Source organism: Paenibacillus sp. J31R109 (genome assembly GCF_059692055.1).
Genome location: NZ_JCAUAR010000001.1, coordinates 152,884 through 172,094 on the forward strand (window position 1 = coordinate 152,884; position 19,211 = coordinate 172,094).

Genomic DNA, 19,211 nt, shown 5'->3' on the forward strand with positions numbered 1-19,211 from the left:
AACTAGGACATACATGTGAAAGGGGTGTCCCGGCTCATGGAGGATCCAATTGTACGCAGAGAAGAACGCTTAAACACGGTCAGTCATGGGATTGGCGTGTGTTTGAGCGTCTACGGGCTGATACTGTTGCTGCAGAGGTCTGCGCTTTTTGAAAATGGGTTGTACACAGCAAGCAACGTGGTTTTCGGTGCTTCCTTTTGTCTACTCTATGTCGCCTCGACACTGCTGCATGGCGTTCGCTCGCCCAAGTGGGCTAGACGCTTCGAAAAGCTGGACCACGCCGCGATTTTCATCGCTATGGCAGGCTCCTATACGCCATTCCTGCTGATCACCATCCAAAGCCGACTAGCGATAGAACTGCTCATCGTCATTTGGGCGCTAGCCTTCGGCGGTGTACGATATGTACATGTCATTATTTCAAAATTTATGCCATGGGGGCTGCTGGTCTATATGGTTATGGCCGCATTCATGGTACTGGTCATCATACCTTTATATGTGCGACTGCCTCACTTGGCCTTCACCTGGCTTGCACTCGGATTGGTGAGCTATATGGCAGGATTACCTTTTTTTCTTTGGCACAAATTACGCTATCACCATACGATCTGGCATCTCTTTGTCCTGGCTGGAAGTGCTAGCCACTTCATAGCTGTATATAGTTACGTTATGCCCGCACTTCTATAAGAGGATAATAATACCTTAATTTTGTGCTAGCACGGATTAAGATTGTTTATTTAATGTCCGATTCAACATTCATATAATAAAAGCATGATCCACTTATTCCTTACATGCCAAGGAGGCAGCGACCATGCAAAGCCATACACCATTATTACTTACCGATGAGCAAATGAGAACATTTATTACGAACGGTTGTCTAATTCTCAAAACAGATTTCCCTCGTGAATTCCATGAAAGTCTAGTGGAGCAATTGAACACCGTGTATACCGAAGAAGGCAATCCAGGTAACAACCTTTTACCTCGTATACGTGAATTGGGAAAAGTATTTGATCATCCCGTTGTAACAGGTGCGTTAACGAGTGTGCTTGGACCTAACTATATGATGCATGCACATCGCCATGGACATTTCAATGCATCTAGCGTAGCTGGTGGTTGGCATAAAGATAGTTATTGGGGGTATAAAAGGATGCGCAACCATCACCCGCAATGGGCGATGATTATGTATTTCCCACAAGATACACCTGTGGAATTAGGACCGACTGGCATCCTGCCAGGCACACAAAACTATGAATCTCGTACTTTTGAAGGCAATGAACAAGAGGCTGAGGTGTTGGCTAATGGGGAAGCGGGGACTTTCGCGTTGATCCATTATGATATATGGCACCGCTCCACGCCAAACGTGTTAGGCCAACCTCGCTATATGCTGAAGTTCGAATTCATGCGCACGGAGCTGCCACTTTCCCCTAGCTGGAACAATCAAGAGCGTGAATGGCGCAATCCGGAAGGCTTGCAACTGCCGATTGCAGAGCATGATCTAATGTGGGAAGAGACGTGGAATTGGTTGTCCGGACAAGTCGGCAGTATCGCCAATACAATTGATTCTACTCCAGATCGGATCAAAGAATTGGCAGCGGCGTTGCGTAACTTTGAGCCAGATGCAATTAATGCTGCCTATGAGCTTGCGGCAAGCGGTCAGCAAGGTGTAGATGCATTGCTTCAAGCACTTCGTAGCGACGATAAAAATGTATCTCGCATTGCCGCATATGGTTTATCCGTTGCGGGAAGCGAAGCTGTGAGCGGCTTGGTTGCAGCTTTAACGGAAGCGAGTTCTGAAGAGATCATCGCGCACGCCGTGTTCGCTCTCGGTGAGCTGAGAGGATTTGCTAGCGAGGCTGTATCTGCACTTGTTAACTTAATGCAGCACCCTTCAGAGACGATTCGCTGCGCAGTTGTGGATGCTCTTGGACTAATGGAAGAAGGACACGCTCAAGTCGTGGACTGTTTAGCTAACTCGCTGCAAGATGAAAGCGCGCAGGTACGATTTATGTCCAGCTTAGCTTTGTCCCGTCTAGGAGCTCATGCAGAGGCAGCCATTCCTCAATTGGCAGTCGCGCTGGATGACGAAAACCGCTATGTTCGTGCACATGCCGCGGAATCCTTGCGCTACGTTGGAACGGAGCGAGCGAAGGATACACTCATTAAGTTCTTGCTAGACGCGCGTTGGTGCCCGACAACGACAGCAAAGAATGCTTTTTATCCTTAAGCTAACCGTCTATTAATAAAAAGAGACCCATTCGCCGATCGCTGCGCTTGGATCTCTTTTTGCTATTACGGGGCCGTGCTAACGAACCCGAACATTATCGCGGCCGCAAATCGCGGAACGCCGTTGGCTTAAACCCCGTTTGTTCCTTAAACATACGGGAAAAATAAGATAATTCCATGCCGAATGAATCGGCAATTTGGGAGACATTCAGCTCCGTCGTGAGGAGCAGATCTTTTGCTTTTTCCGAGCGAAGGTGGTTCATATATTGAATTGGAGAGTACCCTGTAAATTGTTTGAACGCGTTAATAAAATAATTCGGATGATAGTGAGCGAGTTGGGCCAACGTTTCGATTGAAACCTGATCTGCCATATGCTGCTCCATGTAACGCAGAACGCCATTCATTTTCTCATGCGTAGGTGTCGTTGCTAGATTCAACTTTACGGAAGTGTTGCTCTCGATAAATTCAGCGATCAGCTCATGGATGATGCCGGTGACTCGGAATTCGGCTGATAAAGCATCACTTCGCCGATACGCGATCAGCTTCTCGAACGTTTGTTGGAGCGCTGCTGGATCCTTGACGACGATGAAGGGGTTCGTATGCACGATCTGAAAAAGATCCAAATCCCCAATTTTCGCTGTGAAATGGAACCAATACTTGCCGAACGTATGATCACTAATCGTCCCATAGGCTTGGTCGCTGCCAGCAGGAAGGATGTAAAGCTCACCGGGCCGCGGGTAGTAGGTTTGATCACCTATTTTAAGAAACCCTTCACCTTCCATAATAAAATATAGCCGATTGACCGGACATGCAGGGATCTCATCATTCCAACTGCGTGATACTTTCGTGTAAGAAGGGTAATCGACATCGATTCTAGCTTTCGCAATATATTTGTTCCAAAAGGTGCGCTGGCTAGCATTCATATCTGATTTCATAAATTTATATTCCCTTTACAAAGAGTCGACATATGCCATCCGTAAATTCCTCTTTCGTATAGCCAAGAACGTCTTTATGGTACAAATATTGTTCTGGAAAAAGTGAAATGAGGATCGTATTGACAGTCAGAGTGACATCAATTGCTTCGATCTCACCTTGCTGAACCGCATGGTGTAGGAGTGGAGCTAGGATATTGTTGAGCCTGATAAAGAATGGCTTTTTGTGAATGCTGACGCTTCGTTTGTCCGCATGCATGGATGAGATGACGGACAGAAGCGTGACGTTCTCATCGACGAAATCGATGGCATCATGAATACAGGCGGACACTTGAGCCATGCCAGATTCGGTGGATTCTGTCAGTGTATACTTCGCCTCAAGCGAGTCGATAAATCGTGTGGTTGTGGACTTTATAAGGTCACTACATACATCGCCAATATGCGTATAACGACGGTACAACGTGCCTTGACCCACGCCGGATTCCTTCGCAATTTGATGCATCGTTACATGATCTATATCATTCGTTTCCAGAAGTGAACGAGCGGCAGAAAGGATGCGGCGACGGTATTCCGTATCTCGTTCTCCACGTCGGGTGATAGGAGGTGTGGCTTCCTTATCGGGTTCACAAATTTCGGGATGATGCTCATCTGGATGTTTCATTGTTTCGTTCCTCCTGGTCGAGAGATCGTCCATGAAAAATTAATTTGACTTTGCGGACAATTGTCCGTAATATGAGATAGCGGACAATTGTCCCGTAACTATTGTAACACGTGAAGAGAGAGATTGTCTAAGGAGGAGTTAGGAATGAGTCAAAGCGCTGTATCCGGTGGAACAGAGCCGGAGTTTAAGATTACGAGCATTCTCGTGCCGCTAATCGCAATTATTTCAGGCATATTCATGGTTATCCTCGACACGACAGCAATGAACGTTGCTTTGTCGAAGTTGGTCATTGACTTTAAAACAGATTTACCTACGATTCAATGGGCGGTTACAGGCTACATGCTGGCATCCGCTGCGGTAATTCCCTTAGCAGGTTGGTTATCAGATAGGTTCGGAGCCAAAAATGTCTTTTTGACATCCGTACTGCTGTTCACAATTGCTTCCCTTTTATGTGCGACGCCAAACACAGCCGAAATGCTAATCTTTTTCCGCATCTTGCAAGGTTTAGGCGGAGGATTTGTTATGCCTGTCGCAATGGCTTACGTATATAGACTTAGTCCTCCTAGCAAAATCGGGCAAGTCATGGGTATGCTAGGCGTACCTATTCTATTAGCTCCAGCAGTGGGGCCGATCTTGGCAGGCTGGTTAGTTGAATACCACTCCTGGCACTGGATTTTCCTTATTAACTTACCCGTTGGTATTTTTAGTTTGATATTCGGTTATTGGAAATTGCCTGTTGTTGCTCGTAAAAAGGTAGCTGGCTTCGATCTGCCAGGGATGATCTTGGGTCCGATTGCATTCGCATCGCTATCTTACGGCATCTCACAAGGCGCTTCAGGCTGGACGTCCGATAAAGCGCTTGGTGGTATCATCGTTGGGGCACTTGCCCTGATTGCCTTCGTTATTGTTGAGCTCAAAACGAAAATTCCATTGCTTGAGCTTCGCGTGTTCAAATCATTTGATTTTTCATTTAGTATCTTCATTCAATGGGTGATCCAATTCTGTATGTTCGGGGCGATCTTCCTTCTGCCACAATTCCTACAGCAAGCCCGTGGTTACGGTGCGTTTGATACAGGTTTGACGCTGTTCCCACAAGCCATCGCTTCTGGACTTATGATGCCAATTGGCGGTTATTTATTTGATAAAATCGGCGTGCGTTGGTTAGTTGTCATCGGTCTTACCTTGGTTTCAGGGGCGATTTTCCAATATTCACTGATGGATTTGAGCGTCCAAAGAACGGATCTCATTCTACCGCTAGCTATGGCAGGTGCGGGAATGGGACTCATGATGATGCCAATTAACTCTCATTTGATCAAAAAAGCACCGCAAGACCTTGTCAGCCGGGTAACTTCGTTGACAAGTGCGATGCAGCAAGTTATTAGCTCGTTCGGTGTTGCGATCGTGGTGACGATTCTGACTTCACGTGTTACAACGTTGATTACAGAGCAGAAACTACCTATGGGATCGCCAGCAGACATGCAAAAGTCGATGCTAACAGTAGCTCCGGATGCCTTCGGATATACCTTCAAATGTATGATGGTTATCGCACTGTGCGGGGTTGTCCTTGGTTTCTTCTTACGTCGAGGCAAAACAGAAGCACATCAAGAAACGCGTACAGATGTAGCGTTAGAGGGACTGCACTAAGGTTCCTATAGAAAAGACAGCTCGTAAGTAGTGGATTCCGCTACTTACGAGCTGTCTTTTTGTATTAAGGCAAGCGAACGGAGGCGCGGTACAGCTTGCTATTCCATTCGACCGTGCTTTTGAGCGATTCGGCAACTAAGCGAAGCGGGACATACATCCGGCTGTCACTCATGATTTGCAAAGGGACAGGGACTGAGACGGACTTTCCATTTACCGTAGCGACGGAGCTTCCATCTTTCAGCTTCAAAGTGACACCCGCATTGGTAATGGTCGCCGTTCTAGTTGCTGTATCCCAGGCAAAAGTAGCATTCATCGCTGTTATAAAAGGACGAATCGGCACAACCGTCGTTTCCTTGTCGATGAAACCCGTAAAATCCGAAATGTATTGACCGTTAATATCGATTTGAACTTTAGGCTTGTCTAGCTTGCGAACAACGAGCACGTTACTAAGCTTTCGACCCGGATAAGACATCATCGTGCCATTCGCATAAAGACCTGAGCTGGAGCCGCCATCCATATTCATGGCTTCTTTTAACCCTAGTGCGATCGCAATTGAAGCAAGTTCGGACAAGCTTGCACTCGGAACGGTCCCCATCACAAGACGATTCGAGCTATCAATGCCAACGAAGCTTCTGGCAGCGGAAGATTGTGTAACTTTAGGGTCTGTGAATCCATCTCGTTTCACATTAATATCGGAGGCGCCGTTCGTAACGAGCTTAGGCCCAACACCAATGGCGGACAGCCATGTTTTGGCATCGAGATTGCTTCCGCCTTCACCCTTAGCGATAATATCTTTCGTGATTCTGTCGCCGACATCTAATTTGGTTAGGACATTTTGCTTATTGTTGGCGCTGTTACCGACAAATAGCACATATCCGCCATTCGGTACCGATACAGAATCTTGTGTAATCTGAGTCACAAGTCCATCGCTGATCACGACTTTAGTCCCATTGGGAAAACCGATCCAACGACCAAAATCTTGCGTATACCAGACAATCTGGTCCGTACTCGTGTCTCCGTAATATTTGTTAATCCCCCAAGGATTAATTGTGTAAGTGCCGCCACCTTCGCTAGTGCGAATCGCAATGTCGAGATTGACGAACTGAATGTCGGGCACCTTATCCTTGTTCAGAAACAGCGTCTGATTCTCCCCAGAATGCATGGGTTCCCCTGACTTTAGCAATGTCCCGTTCGGGTAACGGATATAAGGATTGGACTCATAGGCGTTGAAAAAAGTACCATTAATCGCGGCGACTCCGTTCTCTCGCTCTACGATGGCTTGCATCGCTTCATCATGACCGATCCCGCCATCCGCTAGGGCAGGAACGAGCTCCAACGTTGGATCTGTGAGATCAACCGTAACGACTGGAACATTGAAGTTTTTGCCTGCGGCATAAACTAATTTCGTAACTGCATTCACAGATGGGGAATAGGCCGCAGATGCAGGCGCAGGTGCACCACCGGCAACAAGTGCTGCAGTTAATAGTAGGGAAGTGGCTGGAATAAATAATTTCCTATACAACATAAATGGGTCTCCTTTAGTCAATTGAATAGCATGTCGAAACATGCTGAAATATAGACAGCTTAACATACCATTCGGATGAGACATGGCGTTTATGACGCAGTGTGTGGGGGAAGGTAGGCATGGAGAACCAACTGGGGGAGATAAGGCCCATTTGGGGCCTTAAAGTGCCCGGAGTTGCCGAGAAGCCGGCGAACGGAGGACTTTAACGCCCTTTTCGGGCGCTAAAGTCCAGTTCGTCCGGTTGGCGCGGGGAATAAGGCCCATTTGGGGCCTTAAAGTGCCCGGAGCTGCCGAGAAGCCGGCGAACAGAGGACTTTAACGCCCTTTACGGGCGCTAAAGTCAGGTTCGTCCGGCTGGCGCGGGGGAATAAGGCCCATTTGGGGCCTTAAGTCCTTGCTTCGCTAGCGCTCACGCGCAACCTTCACAACACTTGTAGGCCCGTTGGCCTCCCCCACATGCACAAAAAAGCAATCCCCACGCAGATAAATCCACGCTGAGATTGCTCATCTTACACTACCATGTCTTCCGCAGGGTGAATAAATCCTGCAGTTCATCATTCGAAAGCTCGGTAATCCAGCCTTCGGAAGAGGAGATGACATTGTCGCTTAGACTCATCTTACTTTCGAGCATCTCGTCAATCCGTTCCTCGAGTGTGCCGAGTGAAATGAACTTATGGACCTGCACGTTGCGTGTTTGGCCCATCCGATAGGCGCGGTCGGTCGCTTGGTTCTCGACCGCGGGATTCCACCAGCGGTCGAAGTGGAACACGTGGTTCGCCGCGGTCAAGTTCAACCCAACGCCGCCGGCTTTCAGCGACAGCACGAAAATATTCGGTCCATCGCTTTCGGCGGCTTGGAACCGATCAATCATGCGGTCGCGCTCCTGCTTCGGCGTGCTCCCGTTGAGGTAGAACACGTGCTCTCCGCGCTGCTTGGAGAGCACATCCGCCAGCATGCGGCCCATGCCCACATACTGCGTGAAAATCAAGCACGAATCGCCCTCGTCCCGCAGCTCATCGACCATCGCAACAAGCCGCTCCAGCTTCGCGGAGCGCTGCACGAGCGCTTCGCGCCCATCCTCACTTTGCAGCATCTCCTCAGCCAGCTCTGCTTCCTTCGTGAGCAGCATCGGATGATCACACAGCTGTTTCAGCTGTGTCAGAGCGCCGAGGATCGCGCCTTTGCGCTCTATACCCTCGAGCTTCTTCATGCGCTCCATCAGGTCCTTAACGGTCTGTTCGTACATCGCGCCTTGTTCGGCGGTTAAGTTGATGTAGACCTTCATTTCCAGCTTATCCGGCAAGTCGAGTTGGATAGCAGGATCTTTCTTTTTGCGGCGCAGCATAAAAGGTTTAACCAACTGCTGAAGCTGCGCGGTTCGTTCCGCATCCTGATGTTTCTCGATGGGGTTCGCGAAGCGAACTTGAAAGCCGCGCTGATTCCCAAGGTAGCCCGGATTCAGGAAATCGTAAATCGACCAAAGCTCTGATAATCGATTCTCAATTGGCGTCCCCGTGAGGGCGATGCGATGAACGGCGTTCAACGAACGTATGGCGGCGGACTGTTTGTTTTGCGCGTTTTTAATATTCTGTGCCTCATCCAAACAGAGAGAGCTCCATGTGTAGGGCTGAAGCGTTTCTTGATCCATGAGGGCTGTCGTATACGAAGTGAGGACGATATCCATGCCTTGTAAAGCATCATCCAAAGCGCCGCCACTCAATCGGCCTTTCCCATAATGCAGCATAACGTTAAGCTCTGGAGCAAAGCGTGCCAGTTCCTTCTGCCAGTTACCAAGTACAGAGGTAGGGCAAATGAGAAGTGCAGGCTGCTCAGAAACGGGTTTGTGCTGCAATAAATAGGTGATGAATTGAACGGTTTTACCAAGTCCCATATCATCAGCTAAGCAAGCGCCGAGCCCGAATTTACGCAGATAACTCAGCCAAGTAAACCCTTGGTGCTGATAGCTTCGCAGCTCAGCGCGCAGTCCTTGCGGTACAGGGAGCAGCTCAAGATCGGAAGGCTGTGCTAGCTGCCTTAAGATCTTTAAGAGATGCTCATTTAGTTCCACCTCTAGCTGCAGACGGGCTTCTTCTTCCGGGTCGATATCGTCGGGAGGTATGCCATCACCATCCCATGAGGATTTGGCCTTATCTCGTTCCAACTCACTTAATAAATGAAGCTGGAAAATATCTTGCAGGGACAAGCCCTCAGCCGGATCAATGCTATCCATCAATCTGCGAATCTGATCTAAGAAGGCAGGATCCAAATAGATCCACTGTCCGCGGAAACGAATCAGTCGTTCATTACGACTGAGCAGATTATTGAATTCTGCTTCGCTTAATTCGGAATCTCCGATAGCAATCCGCCAATCAAAGTTGACGAGTGAGTTCATTCCGAACAAGGACTCGGTTTTACCGCCACCGCCACCAGCTCCTCCGCCGGCGTCAGCAGCGACCTTAGCGCTCAGTCTAGGCTTTCTTTTGGCAGCGGCTTCCCACCAAGCAGGGAGCATAACGTTCCAGCCATCTTCCAGCAAGATGCGACTGTCCTTGGTCAGGAACGTCCAAGCCGAATCATCGCTCATGGGATGAGCGAGCAGTTCGCCGTCGTCGGCCATGCGAGGCAGCGCTTCTAGCAAACGCGTAACCCAACCAGGGGCGCGCTCCATCACGAACGGGCTCCATTCGGATGCCCATGCACCTGAAGCTGTTCCATCCACATGCAAACGAATTGGTGTGAGCAATGTGCTGTCATGTTTGTCCTGCAGAACGAGTCGTAGTCGCCACTCGTCTTCCAGTTCATCGGGCTCAAGCAATTGCAACGCTGGGCGGAACGGGGCTAGATCCGGACGCCATCCCATAGTGGAGAGCCATTCATTTTCTGTAAAAGCTGCAGGTGAATCGTCAGCTACGTTCGACTTGCGATTAGCCGAGAATAATGCTGGATAGTCACGGCGCAAATCCGCCATAGCGGCGTCATCCCCATAATGAGATTTAAAGACTGCCGCTGAGAAGGCCGCGCGCAATCCTTTTAAACCCTGGCCAAGGTCATCCATGTTATCTAACATAGCCCAATCTATAGCCGCGAGTTCTTCAGCACTGCGATCCCACGTCCAAACTAACTGACCATTGCGGAAGTCTTCGTAGCTCGGAATATACTGACCTTTTGAAGCAGCTTCATAGAGGAGAGGAGCTACTTGCAGCATACATTGTGCGGAATCGGTGCCCATTTCCCAACTCGCAATGTCGATGAAGTTCGGAGCTGCAAAGAAAGGGAGCACTTGCTCCACAGGGAGAATTGTTATAGTCAGCTCACCAGCTTGCTGGGTCTCAAGCAGGGTGCCATAGAGGGAAGGTTCGTGCCAGGTGAACAGCAACTTCCGGAAGTGATCGCCGGAGACGTCTCTTCCATCTTTGAAGCCCCAAAGCAAGGCATCGCCGCCATCCGTTAGGGACATACATAGTGACATTTCATGCAATTTGGTACTCATTCTAGCAGCTTCCCTTTCTTCAATTCTTCCTGCAAGGCGCGCAGCCTGCTAAATCGACTGACGAATTGGGTGAAGAATGCTTCCCAACGTTCGGGTTGCTTCAATTTTTTATAAACTTTCTCTAAGCGTTTCAAAAGCCTTACGGCTGATTTGTAATCATGTCGGTTTTTAAGTCGAATATAGTGTTCGATCGCTTGGTGATAATAAGGGAGGAGTAGCTCAGGCGACTCCTTCTCAATAGGCTGCAGAACATTCACGCGATGTGTGAACGGGTCATACCCTTGCGCTATCTGCATTTCGATCCATGATTTCCATTTGCGTTGTTCATAATAGAACGCTTCGATGATGCGATAGGAGGCAGGCAGCAGTTCCACTAACGACTCCCACATCAAGTCATCTGCATCAGGAACGTGAGCAATCGCGACTTTCCAATAAGCGGCATAGGATTCGATGTCATGGTGCCTTTTGCCGCTATAGAACGAACTTAATCTGCGCAGCCAATGTACAATTTCTTGCCACTTTTGAACAAATTCCAAGTACGCAAGAAATGGTGTGAAAAGAAGCGATGGCGCATCTTTGAAAGATGCATGGGATGTAATGGTGCTCCAAGCTTCATCAGACTTTGATTGGCGGAGATACAGGAAAGCTCGTCCTGCAATCAACGAAAGAGAGAGCTCAGCAGCTTCCATCGCTTCGAAAGCAGCCACTTCCGCGGCTAGTAAGCCTTCATTCTCTGGGGCTTTAAAAGCCCATAACGTCGAAAATATCCGGAAGTGATGCAGTTTTTTCGGCGATTCAATGGCCATTTGTGCACGAAGATAGGTGAAGGTCTGGGTTAATCTTTGCGTGTGTTGACTAGCATCCAACGTAACGCTGACAGATTCTTTCAACCAATCATCAAGCTCATCACTTAAGTGATAAATGGTAGCGGCTGTGTAGAACGTGACACCAGCTTGTGCGTTCTGTTCTACAATTTTGCGTAAGATAAATAGCCTTTGATGCAAATCGAAGTAAAACAGATCCGTCTCGGAGAATGGAATTGCTGTTCGTTTGAGATTGGCGAATTGTCCTCGCAGTAATTCAACATAGTTCCATTGATCGTAGGAGGGCTTGAGATGATAGGTGTAATGCTCCATGAATTTGTGCCAGCCATCTACAGTCATCCCTGGTAATTGTTCTAATGAGGATACCGAAGAGGATTGAGCGGCCACCCGTTTCAAAGCCATCTTGGCATTCATTATTTGAGAAGCGGGATAGCCTTGTCGATCTGCCAGCTCCATTAAAGCTGCGGCTACATGCTTACAAGCTGTCTTAACAGGGCAAGTACAAGAGCTGGCTTTAAGCTGGTTGAGATCAATCCCGACCCTACATTTTTCCCCAAACTCTTCCACGACAGCATTAACCTTCTTGAGCTCGGTTGTAATAAGTAAAGATGTGACCATCTGCTGTTTATAAAAATGAAAGCCTCGACTTAGCGTAACTTCATTATACGTTTCAGCTACATATTCAAGTAATTTCGACCATTGGTCATCGTTCAAAACAGGTGTAGAAGACATGAATAAACTCCTTCGGCTGCTTACAATAGGAACACATGTCTCTATTATAAAATGTTGAGATCAACTTGTAAATTTTACAAAGGTAATTTATAATTGCCCAACTACAAAGTTCAGACCTATCCCTCTTAAGGAGAGGGGCGTTTCTTCAACGTGTAACGATCACTTGACTTTATATACTGTAATAATTATAATTACAGTATGCAGTAACATTTCTAGTGAAGGTGGCGAGGCGTATGTTGAACGTAGCAATTAGTGATTGGGTTGTCGCAACAACAAGTGAAGATGAAATGGTTCATGGGTATGTAGAAGCGATTGCTTGGCAGCATGGAATCGCGTTCGTACATGTCATCGCGTCCGATCAAGACGAAATCATTGGGCATCTTATTGAAGTGAAGCTTTCTAGTGTGAAGGCATTGCCAACAAGTGGTTTGGATACAGAAGCTAGTGTTCGCAGTATGATCGATATCGCCCTTGAAATCAAGGATGAGCAATGGTTTATGGAGTTAACGGATAGCTTGATTTCTCTACAATCCAACGATACGAAGACGACTACAGACAAAGTGATTCATGGATCCTATTCGAACCGATTAGGTGTGGATCAGCTGTAAACGTGCTATGCGTAAATGTATAACGATAGAACTCATAGATGTGCGACCGCCAATATACACGATAACTTGCGCAGCAAGCTTATTCGGTAGATTGGCTTTTTGTTTTGTAGATTCAACATGTAAAAAGGGATCTTCGATCCGCGGAGAAGCAATTATGAAACAATTGCTTCTTCATGTGGAACGACGATCCCTTTATGGATTAGTTCGTTGTTGCAGAATTCCCTGCTGGCTTCGAGGCAGGCACGCCTTTGGCGACTTCCGCCGCGAACAACGTCTGCATTTCGGCGATCTTCTTGGCATCGGCAGCCTCGATTTTATCTGCGAAATATTTTTCAACAAATAGCTCCCAGGTAGGAACGACTTTCTGTGTTGTAATGGTCTTTACGGCTGTTTTGATCAGCCGCCGTTCTTTCGCATTTGTAAACATATCCACGTATTGTTGCTTACGATCAAAGTCGAGATCTGTGAAGATTGCGCGGAACACTTCCGCTGTCATGCGGGCATCATCCAAAGCACGGTGCGCAGATCCTTCTGCTTCGATATTAAGATCAAGAAGTGCGGCTTCTACACTGACGTCATTGGTTACTTTTTTGAAACGAGTGAAGCCTTTGAGTAAATCAAAATAACCTACAGCCATCCAATAGGCATCGTCCAGCTTGTGCATGCGCGTATCAAAGACGATTCGTTTGACATCTTCGCCGCCCCACGTGACCAGCAACAGTTCCTCACTCCGATTCAGCCACTCCAAGAAATCAGTAATAACTTTGCGAAAACCAGCTGCTTCATCAATATCTTCCTGGGGAATTCCCGTTTTCTTTTTAATAAAAGCATTTAGTTTGGAAAAATAGACTGGTTTGATCAATGCTGAGAATTCATCGACTTGCTGAAGGGAAGCGTCTAGGCGAACAGCGCCTATCTCGATTACCTCCATCGGTAAATCACTAGCGAACTTACGGCCGTTAAATTCAATATCTAATATAATGTAATCCATGCTGTGGGCCCCCGTTTCATCTCTATCCTATCATTTTATCAGAAAATGCTTAGGTTGCCAGCTTCTGTTTCCGATACACGGCACGTAATGCTAGGCTGAACAAGAAACCGGAGAATGACATAACCGATACCCAGATAAATAATGTGTGTCCTCCGAACTGTTGATAGAACCATCCGCCTAAGTAAGAAGCGACAATACCCGAAATACCGAAGAAGATAATAGCAAGCACGGTTTGTCCTGTAGCACGCCACTCTTCAGGGACAATCTGATATAAATACTGAATCGCAGCCGAATAGAAAATAGGGAATGTGAACGTTTGGAGAAGCTGGATCGCAACGAGTACATGGGGATCGGTCACCCAAGCGCTGACGAGGAATCGCAAAAAATAGAAGAAAGCAGCGAAAGAGATTAATGCTAATTCTTTACCTTTACGAAGCCACCAGAAGCTTAAAGCAAATACTAGAATTTCACTGCCAGCTGCTAGGAAGAAAGCAATACCCACGAGATGATTGCTGCCGCCTAATTCTCGAATATAAACCCCTAGAAATGTATCGTTAATCCGTTGTGGAACGGCACAAATGAAAATGAGGACCATGAACCATATCGTTTCTTTATTTCCAAGAAAATTGCGAAGACTACGAAGTGAAATCGGTTTACCCGTTACTGGTGCATCCGGTAAAGCCAAACAAATGATGAGGGAGATAATACCAATACCGCCAAATAGGTAAGCTAAGCTATGAATTCCGAAGTACTGTGCGGCATAACCGACGATTAGCGACATGACGGCATAGCCGACTGCACCAAAGGTACGGATGGAGCCATAGCTAGTGCCAAGACGTTCGGCTGTCTGGAAATTAAGACTTTCCGTTAATGGATCTAAGGGCATTAAGAAAAAGTAGAGAAGCATTGTAAATAGAAGCAGAATAATAAAGCTCTTGGAGTCATACAGCAGGTAGCCGATGATCGTTGAACAAAATAGAAGAAGTAACATAATTTTCTTAATGGTTTTCGTACGATCGCTAATCATCCCCCATAACGGCTGGGAAAAAATCGCGATGAAGCCACCAGTTCCGATAATGAGCCCAATTCGAGAGGTGGAAAGTCCTTGTGCGTCTAAGTAAACAGGCAAAAATGAAACGAATAGTGCAAGTAAAGCAAAGTACATAAAGTTAAATGATCTTAATAAGTTGGATGAATGCATGATAACCTAACCTTCCTTGATGAACTAGCGCATGTTGTTGTAAAGGTACATTCTATCATGTTGTGTAAAAGATGCAAAAATATTTTATCAAGATCGTATCCCAGAAGGCGGAATCCCGGTAACCTGTTTAAATTGGCGGCTAAAGAAATAAATGCTGCGATAGCCAAGCGCTTCTGCGACTTCACTTACATTCATTCCAAGCTTTAGCAAATAAGTTGCACGCTCAATTCTTTTGTGAATGAGATATGATTCAATGGTTTGTCCCATAATTTCTTTAAACTTAAGAGAGAAGTAGCGCGGGGAGAGATGGGCTTCCTTGGCTAAATCTTGAATGCGATGTTGTCGCCCGGGATCCTGCCGAATGTGAGCCGCGATATCCATGATCACCTTGTTCAGTGATCGTTTGGCTGGGTCACCTAAAGTTTGATGAGCGGGTGCTTGACGTTCAAACAGCAAGAGAATCAGCCGGAGCAACCCCTTCGCTTCTTCCTCATGACCAAATGCTTGAGTCAGACAAACATGAACGAATCGATCTAGATAGGTTTCATGGAATTCTGCAGGATCGAAGTGCACAAATGACGGCAAAGACGCAAGTAGAGAAGAATCTCCAGTGGCAGTGAAGTGGATGTAAGTCACGGTCAATGGGCGTTCAGGATTATGCTTTGCTCGAGTAAGGTCACCTGGCTTGAAGAGGAAGCAATCCCCGGATCGTACAGGGTAAACCTTACTATTTAAAGTGACCTCACCTTCACCATCCCATACATACCAGAAATCATAGTCGGTGAAGGGGTCATTCTCGCGACTCCATTTCCAATTGACTTCACAATGTACTTTTCCATAGTAAGTCGTGAGTTCTAGGGTGTGCGATGTGAAAATAGACATAAATTTCACTGCCTTTCTATGTAAAATAGTGCAAATAGTTATGTGCATGAATGCATTTATTTTACTACCTTTCGATTCTATAATAAAGCTATTAATAGTCGAATTATTTAAACGGAGGGTTATCGCTATGGCTATATTCGAACAAAGCAATCCAACACCTGAAGAAATTTCGGCACAATTGTATCGGTATGATCGTATTGCAGAGAAAATTAATGGGTTTACGAACTGGAATGAGACTCATCTGGTCAATTACTGGCGTGAGGGCTATGCTGCTGTTGAGCATATTTTAAATGAAAAAGAGATTCAGATTTCGAAAGAAGCTTTGTATGATCTTATTTATAAAGATGATAAAGGAGCTCATATTCAGTTCACGAAACCGAAGAGTGAGTTGAAAACGGATGAAGAGAAGGAACTCGCGATAAGAAAAGTGAATGATTTTGTTCAAGTAGAGGAGCGCTTACAAAGGATTGCGGAGCATCCTGCGATTCTAGCCATGGTTCAAGATATTTTGGGGGAGACACCGCGGCTCGTTCAGAACATGGCTCTACTCAAACCTCCACATGGTGGAGGGGAGAAGCCTTGGCATCAAGATATGGCTTATGGGAATTTGGCTTATGAGAAACCCGTGGTTGGTGTGTGGATCGCACTCGATGAAGCGGCATTAGACAATGGCTGTATGCATGTCATCCCTGGCTCACATGCCGATGGGGCAACGCCTCATTACGCTATTCGAGACTGGCAGCTTTGCGATGCTCATGTGCAAGTGGAGAGGGATGTAGCGGTGCCTTTATTGCCTGGTGGCATTCTTTTGTTCCACGGATTACTCAAGCACGGAACACCCTATAATCTATCGATTAAGAAGCGTCGTGCCTTGCAATTTCATTATGTAGGAGAATCAGCAACGAAACTTACACCGAAAGAGTATAAACGGTTTTTTACGAATGAGATGAGTGGCGCGGAATGTTAATTTAATCATTTATTTAATAGATAATCCTCCTTCCGAGAGTTTGGGCAGGAGGATTATTTGTTATGTATACGCGGTGTTGAAGGAGAGGAATGATGTCATCTTGGTTAAAAAAGATAGACTAATTTTAAATAGTTTAGTGTCTAGTAAATGTTCTAGTAGTCAAAGGCATATTTTACCAATCTTAAAGTCTATTGCCGTATTGTACAAGCGATAATAGTAAATTGTTCATATGATGCAGTATTAATTAGGAGGTGTAACTTATGAGTGATGGAGTAACAGGACCAACGGGTCCTATTGGGCCAACTGGCTCGACGGGTCCAAGAGGTTCAACTGGAGTACCGGGAGCAACAGGGCCAACAGGTGCACAGGGAGCGACAGGTGCAACTGGGGCTACTGGTACAACAGGAGCAAAAGGTTCAACGGGTGCCATTGGAGCAACGGGGCCAACTGGAGCACATGGTGCCACAGGAGCAACAGGAGCAACGGGGACAACAGGAGCAAAAGGCTCAACAGGAGCCATTGGAGCAACAGGACCTACAGGAGCGCATGGTGCAACAGGAGCGACAGGGGCAGCAGGAGCAACAGGAGACGAAGGCGATACTGGAGCAACAGGTGCGACAGGACCAACTGGTGCACATGGTATTACGGGTGCAACAGGTCCAGCTGGGGCAGCAGGCGCTGAAGGAGATACTGGAGCAACTGGGGCAACAGGTCCAACTGGTGCAACAGGAGGAACTGGTGCAACGGGACCAACCGGAACGACCGGATCTACAGGAATTGGTGCAACCGGAGCTACAGGTGCAACAGGAGCAACGGGAGCAACAGGTGCTACTGGTCCTGGCGTAGGGGAAACAGGAGCGACAGGTGCAACAGGAGCGACAGGTTCGACAGGAGACACAGGGCCAACAGGACCGACAGGTGAAATGGGATTACCAGGTGAAGCTGGAGCAACCGGAGCAACTGGGGCTACAGGAGCAACAGGAGCAACAGGTGCAACAGGAACAGCGGGATTGACAGGAACTACTGGAGCTACAGGTGCAACAGGTGCAACAGGTTCGACAGGCGCAACCGGAACAGCAGGATTGCCAGGAGTTACTGGACTTCCTGGAGCTACAGGCTCGACAGGTCCAACTGGTCCAACTGGACCAACGGGAGATGCAGGACTTGCTGGTCCAACCGGAGCAACAGGAGTAACAGGTCCGACAGGTCCAACGGGAGCAACCGGAGCAACGGGAGATGCAGGATTAGCTGGTCCAACCGGAGCAACAGGAGTAACAGGTCCGACAGGTCCAACGGGAGCAACCGGAGCAACGGGAGATGCAGGATTGGCTGGTCCAACCGGAGCAACAGGAGCAACAGGAGCGACAGGTCCGACAGGTCCAACGGGAGCAACCGGAGCAACGGGAGATGCAGGATTGGCTGGACCAACCGGAGCAACAGGTGTAACAGGTCCGACAGGTCCAACGGGAGCAACCGGAGTAACGGGTGATGCGGGATTGGCTGGTCCGACCGGAGCAACAGGTGTAACAGGTCCGACAGGTCCAACGGGAGCAACCGGAGTAACAGGTGATGCGGGATTGGCTGGTCCAACCGGAGCAACAGGTGTAACAGGTCCGACAGGTCCAACGGGAGCAACCGGAGCAACGGGAGATGCAGGATTGGCTGGTCCAACCGGAGCAACAGGAGCGACAGGAGTAACGGGTGATGCAGGACTTGCTGGTCCAACCGGTGCAACAGGAGCGACAGGAGTAACGGGTGATGCAGGTTTGGCTGGTCCAACCGGAGCAACAGGAGCGACAGGAGTAACGGGAGATGCAGGACTTGCTGGTCCAACCGGTGCAACAGGAGCGACAGGAGTAACGGGTGACGCAGGACTTGCTGGTCCAACCGGAGCAACAGGAGCGACAGGAGTAACGGGAGATGCAGGATTGGCTGGTCCAACCGGAGCAACAGGAGCGACAGGAGCAACGGGAGATGCAGGATTGGCTGGTCCAACCGGAGCCACAGGAGCCACAGGAGCAACCGGCGCTACAGGTGCAACAGGTCCGAATGTACTTGCAGATTCGTTCTCAGCTTCTAAAGCTTCGTTAACTACAGCTGCTTCAACGCAAATCACAACGTGGTCTGTCGCAAGCCCTTATTATAATGGAACAACGTTTGATCCTACTACTGGAAACTTCACGGTTCCAACAACAGGCAGATATCAATTTGAAGCGACAATTAGCTACACCACAACCGCAGCAATAACCGTAAGCCTTGGCGCTGGAATAACGCCATCGTTGGTAATCCGTAGAACATCACCAACGACTACAGATTTATTATCTGCATTGTTCCCTGTATTAAATGTTAACGTCGCTTTAATTTTAACATTAAGAGCGATTTTAGGAGATGGGACGGTTACAATGTCAGGTACAGTTCAATTGACAGCAGGAGATGTAGTTGGTCTCTTCTACGAAGCTGATGGTTTAACAATTTCCCTTGATTTAGGAGCAGGAGACACGACTGGAATCGTATGGTCAGCGTTCCGCATATTATAA

The 19,211-nt window shown here is 47.7% G+C and carries 14 protein-coding genes; 6 read left to right on the forward strand and 8 right to left on the reverse strand.

Features of this window, described 5'->3' with window-relative positions; genetic code table 11:
• The first annotated feature begins 36 nt into the window (after nt 1-36).
• On the forward strand, nt 37-681 hold the full coding sequence (trhA, locus tag AC58QT_RS00575) for a PAQR family membrane homeostasis protein TrhA (protein ID WP_497407297.1): 645 nt from the start codon (nt 37-39) through the stop codon (nt 679-681).
• Nucleotides 682-805: 124 nt separating this feature from the next.
• Complete coding sequence (locus AC58QT_RS00580; protein ID WP_497407298.1) at nt 806-2,218, forward strand: HEAT repeat domain-containing protein; 1,413 nt, start codon at nt 806-808, stop codon at nt 2,216-2,218.
• 94 nt (nt 2,219-2,312) lie between these two features.
• Here the strand turns inward: AC58QT_RS00580 and AC58QT_RS00585 are convergent, their stop codons facing one another.
• Together AC58QT_RS00585 and AC58QT_RS00590 are read right to left on the reverse strand one after the other, a co-directional pair.
• A complete protein-coding gene (locus AC58QT_RS00585) occupies nt 2,313-3,152 on the reverse strand; it encodes a helix-turn-helix domain-containing protein (protein WP_497407299.1) in 840 nt (279 codons plus the stop codon).
• 4 nt (nt 3,153-3,156) lie between these two features.
• A complete protein-coding gene (locus AC58QT_RS00590; protein WP_497407300.1) occupies nt 3,157-3,810 on the reverse strand; it encodes a TetR/AcrR family transcriptional regulator in 654 nt (217 codons plus the stop codon).
• A gap of 144 nt (nt 3,811-3,954) precedes the next feature.
• On the opposite strand from AC58QT_RS00590, the gene AC58QT_RS00595 reads away from it, so the two are divergent.
• Nucleotides 3,955-5,454 carry a DHA2 family efflux MFS transporter permease subunit gene (locus tag AC58QT_RS00595; RefSeq protein ID WP_497407301.1) on the forward strand — a complete coding sequence of 500 codons (1,500 nt, stop codon included), beginning with the start codon at nt 3,955-3,957 and terminating at the stop codon, nt 5,452-5,454.
• 64 nt (nt 5,455-5,518) lie between these two features.
• On the opposite strand, the gene AC58QT_RS00600 is transcribed toward AC58QT_RS00595, so the two are convergent.
• The 3 genes from AC58QT_RS00600 to AC58QT_RS00610 form a co-directional block, all read right to left on the reverse strand.
• Complete coding sequence (locus tag AC58QT_RS00600; protein ID WP_497407302.1) at nt 5,519-6,979, reverse strand: stalk domain-containing protein; 1,461 nt, start codon at nt 6,977-6,979, stop codon at nt 5,519-5,521.
• Nucleotides 6,980-7,493: 514 nt separating this feature from the next.
• Complete coding sequence (locus tag AC58QT_RS00605; RefSeq protein WP_497407303.1) at nt 7,494-10,469, reverse strand: DEAD/DEAH box helicase; 2,976 nt, start codon at nt 10,467-10,469, stop codon at nt 7,494-7,496.
• Nucleotides 10,466-12,025, reverse strand: coding sequence for an SWIM zinc finger family protein (locus tag AC58QT_RS00610; protein WP_497407304.1), 1,560 nt, complete (start codon nt 12,023-12,025; stop codon nt 10,466-10,468). The genes AC58QT_RS00605 and AC58QT_RS00610 overlap by 4 nt, the downstream gene beginning before the upstream one ends.
• 233 nt (nt 12,026-12,258) lie before the next feature.
• Between AC58QT_RS00610 and AC58QT_RS00615 the strand changes: the two genes are divergently transcribed.
• On the forward strand, nt 12,259-12,633 hold the full coding sequence (locus tag AC58QT_RS00615) for a hypothetical protein (protein ID WP_497407305.1): 375 nt from the start codon (nt 12,259-12,261) through the stop codon (nt 12,631-12,633).
• Between the two features lie 199 nt (nt 12,634-12,832).
• On the opposite strand, the gene AC58QT_RS00620 is transcribed toward AC58QT_RS00615, so the two are convergent.
• The 3 genes from AC58QT_RS00620 to AC58QT_RS00630 all read right to left on the reverse strand — a co-directional run bounded on the left by AC58QT_RS00620 (nt 12,833) and on the right by AC58QT_RS00630 (nt 15,707).
• Nucleotides 12,833-13,624: a 3'-5' exonuclease gene (locus AC58QT_RS00620; RefSeq protein WP_310226643.1), complete on the reverse strand. Its 792-nt coding sequence runs from the start codon at nt 13,622-13,624 to the stop codon at nt 12,833-12,835.
• A 49-nt stretch (nt 13,625-13,673) separates the two neighbouring features.
• A complete protein-coding gene (locus tag AC58QT_RS00625; RefSeq protein WP_310226646.1) occupies nt 13,674-14,825 on the reverse strand; it encodes an MFS transporter in 1,152 nt (383 codons plus the stop codon).
• Between the two features lie 87 nt (nt 14,826-14,912).
• On the reverse strand, nt 14,913-15,707 hold the full coding sequence (locus tag AC58QT_RS00630; protein WP_497407306.1) for an AraC family transcriptional regulator: 795 nt from the start codon (nt 15,705-15,707) through the stop codon (nt 14,913-14,915).
• Nucleotides 15,708-15,834: 127 nt separating this feature from the next.
• On the opposite strand from AC58QT_RS00630, the gene AC58QT_RS00635 reads away from it, so the two are divergent.
• Both AC58QT_RS00635 and AC58QT_RS00640 read left to right on the forward strand, forming a co-directional pair.
• Nucleotides 15,835-16,674 carry a phytanoyl-CoA dioxygenase family protein gene (locus AC58QT_RS00635; RefSeq protein ID WP_497407307.1) on the forward strand — a complete coding sequence of 280 codons (840 nt, stop codon included), beginning with the start codon at nt 15,835-15,837 and terminating at the stop codon, nt 16,672-16,674.
• Between the two features lie 260 nt (nt 16,675-16,934).
• Nucleotides 16,935-19,211, forward strand: coding sequence for a collagen-like protein (locus tag AC58QT_RS00640; RefSeq protein WP_497407308.1), 2,277 nt, complete (start codon nt 16,935-16,937; stop codon nt 19,209-19,211).

Coding starts and splice junctions, on each gene's coding strand:
- trhA (WP_497407297.1), top strand. CDS start 37: ATGGAGGATCCAATTGTACGCAGAGAAGAACGCTTAAACACGGTCAGT.
- AC58QT_RS00580 (WP_497407298.1), top strand. CDS start 806: ATGCAAAGCCATACACCATTATTACTTACCGATGAGCAAATGAGAACA.
- AC58QT_RS00585 (WP_497407299.1), bottom strand. CDS start 3,152: ATGAAATCAGATATGAATGCTAGCCAGCGCACCTTTTGGAACAAATAT.
- AC58QT_RS00590 (WP_497407300.1), bottom strand. CDS start 3,810: ATGAAACATCCAGATGAGCATCATCCCGAAATTTGTGAACCCGATAAG.
- AC58QT_RS00595 (WP_497407301.1), top strand. CDS start 3,955: ATGAGTCAAAGCGCTGTATCCGGTGGAACAGAGCCGGAGTTTAAGATT.
- AC58QT_RS00600 (WP_497407302.1), bottom strand. CDS start 6,979: ATGTTGTATAGGAAATTATTTATTCCAGCCACTTCCCTACTATTAACT.
- AC58QT_RS00605 (WP_497407303.1), bottom strand. CDS start 10,469: ATGAGTACCAAATTGCATGAAATGTCACTATGTATGTCCCTAACGGAT.
- AC58QT_RS00610 (WP_497407304.1), bottom strand. CDS start 12,025: ATGTCTTCTACACCTGTTTTGAACGATGACCAATGGTCGAAATTACTT.
- AC58QT_RS00615 (WP_497407305.1), top strand. CDS start 12,259: ATGTTGAACGTAGCAATTAGTGATTGGGTTGTCGCAACAACAAGTGAA.
- AC58QT_RS00620 (WP_310226643.1), bottom strand. CDS start 13,624: ATGGATTACATTATATTAGATATTGAATTTAACGGCCGTAAGTTCGCT.
- AC58QT_RS00625 (WP_310226646.1), bottom strand. CDS start 14,825: ATGCATTCATCCAACTTATTAAGATCATTTAACTTTATGTACTTTGCT.
- AC58QT_RS00630 (WP_497407306.1), bottom strand. CDS start 15,707: ATGTCTATTTTCACATCGCACACCCTAGAACTCACGACTTACTATGGA.
- AC58QT_RS00635 (WP_497407307.1), top strand. CDS start 15,835: ATGGCTATATTCGAACAAAGCAATCCAACACCTGAAGAAATTTCGGCA.
- AC58QT_RS00640 (WP_497407308.1), top strand. CDS start 16,935: ATGAGTGATGGAGTAACAGGACCAACGGGTCCTATTGGGCCAACTGGC.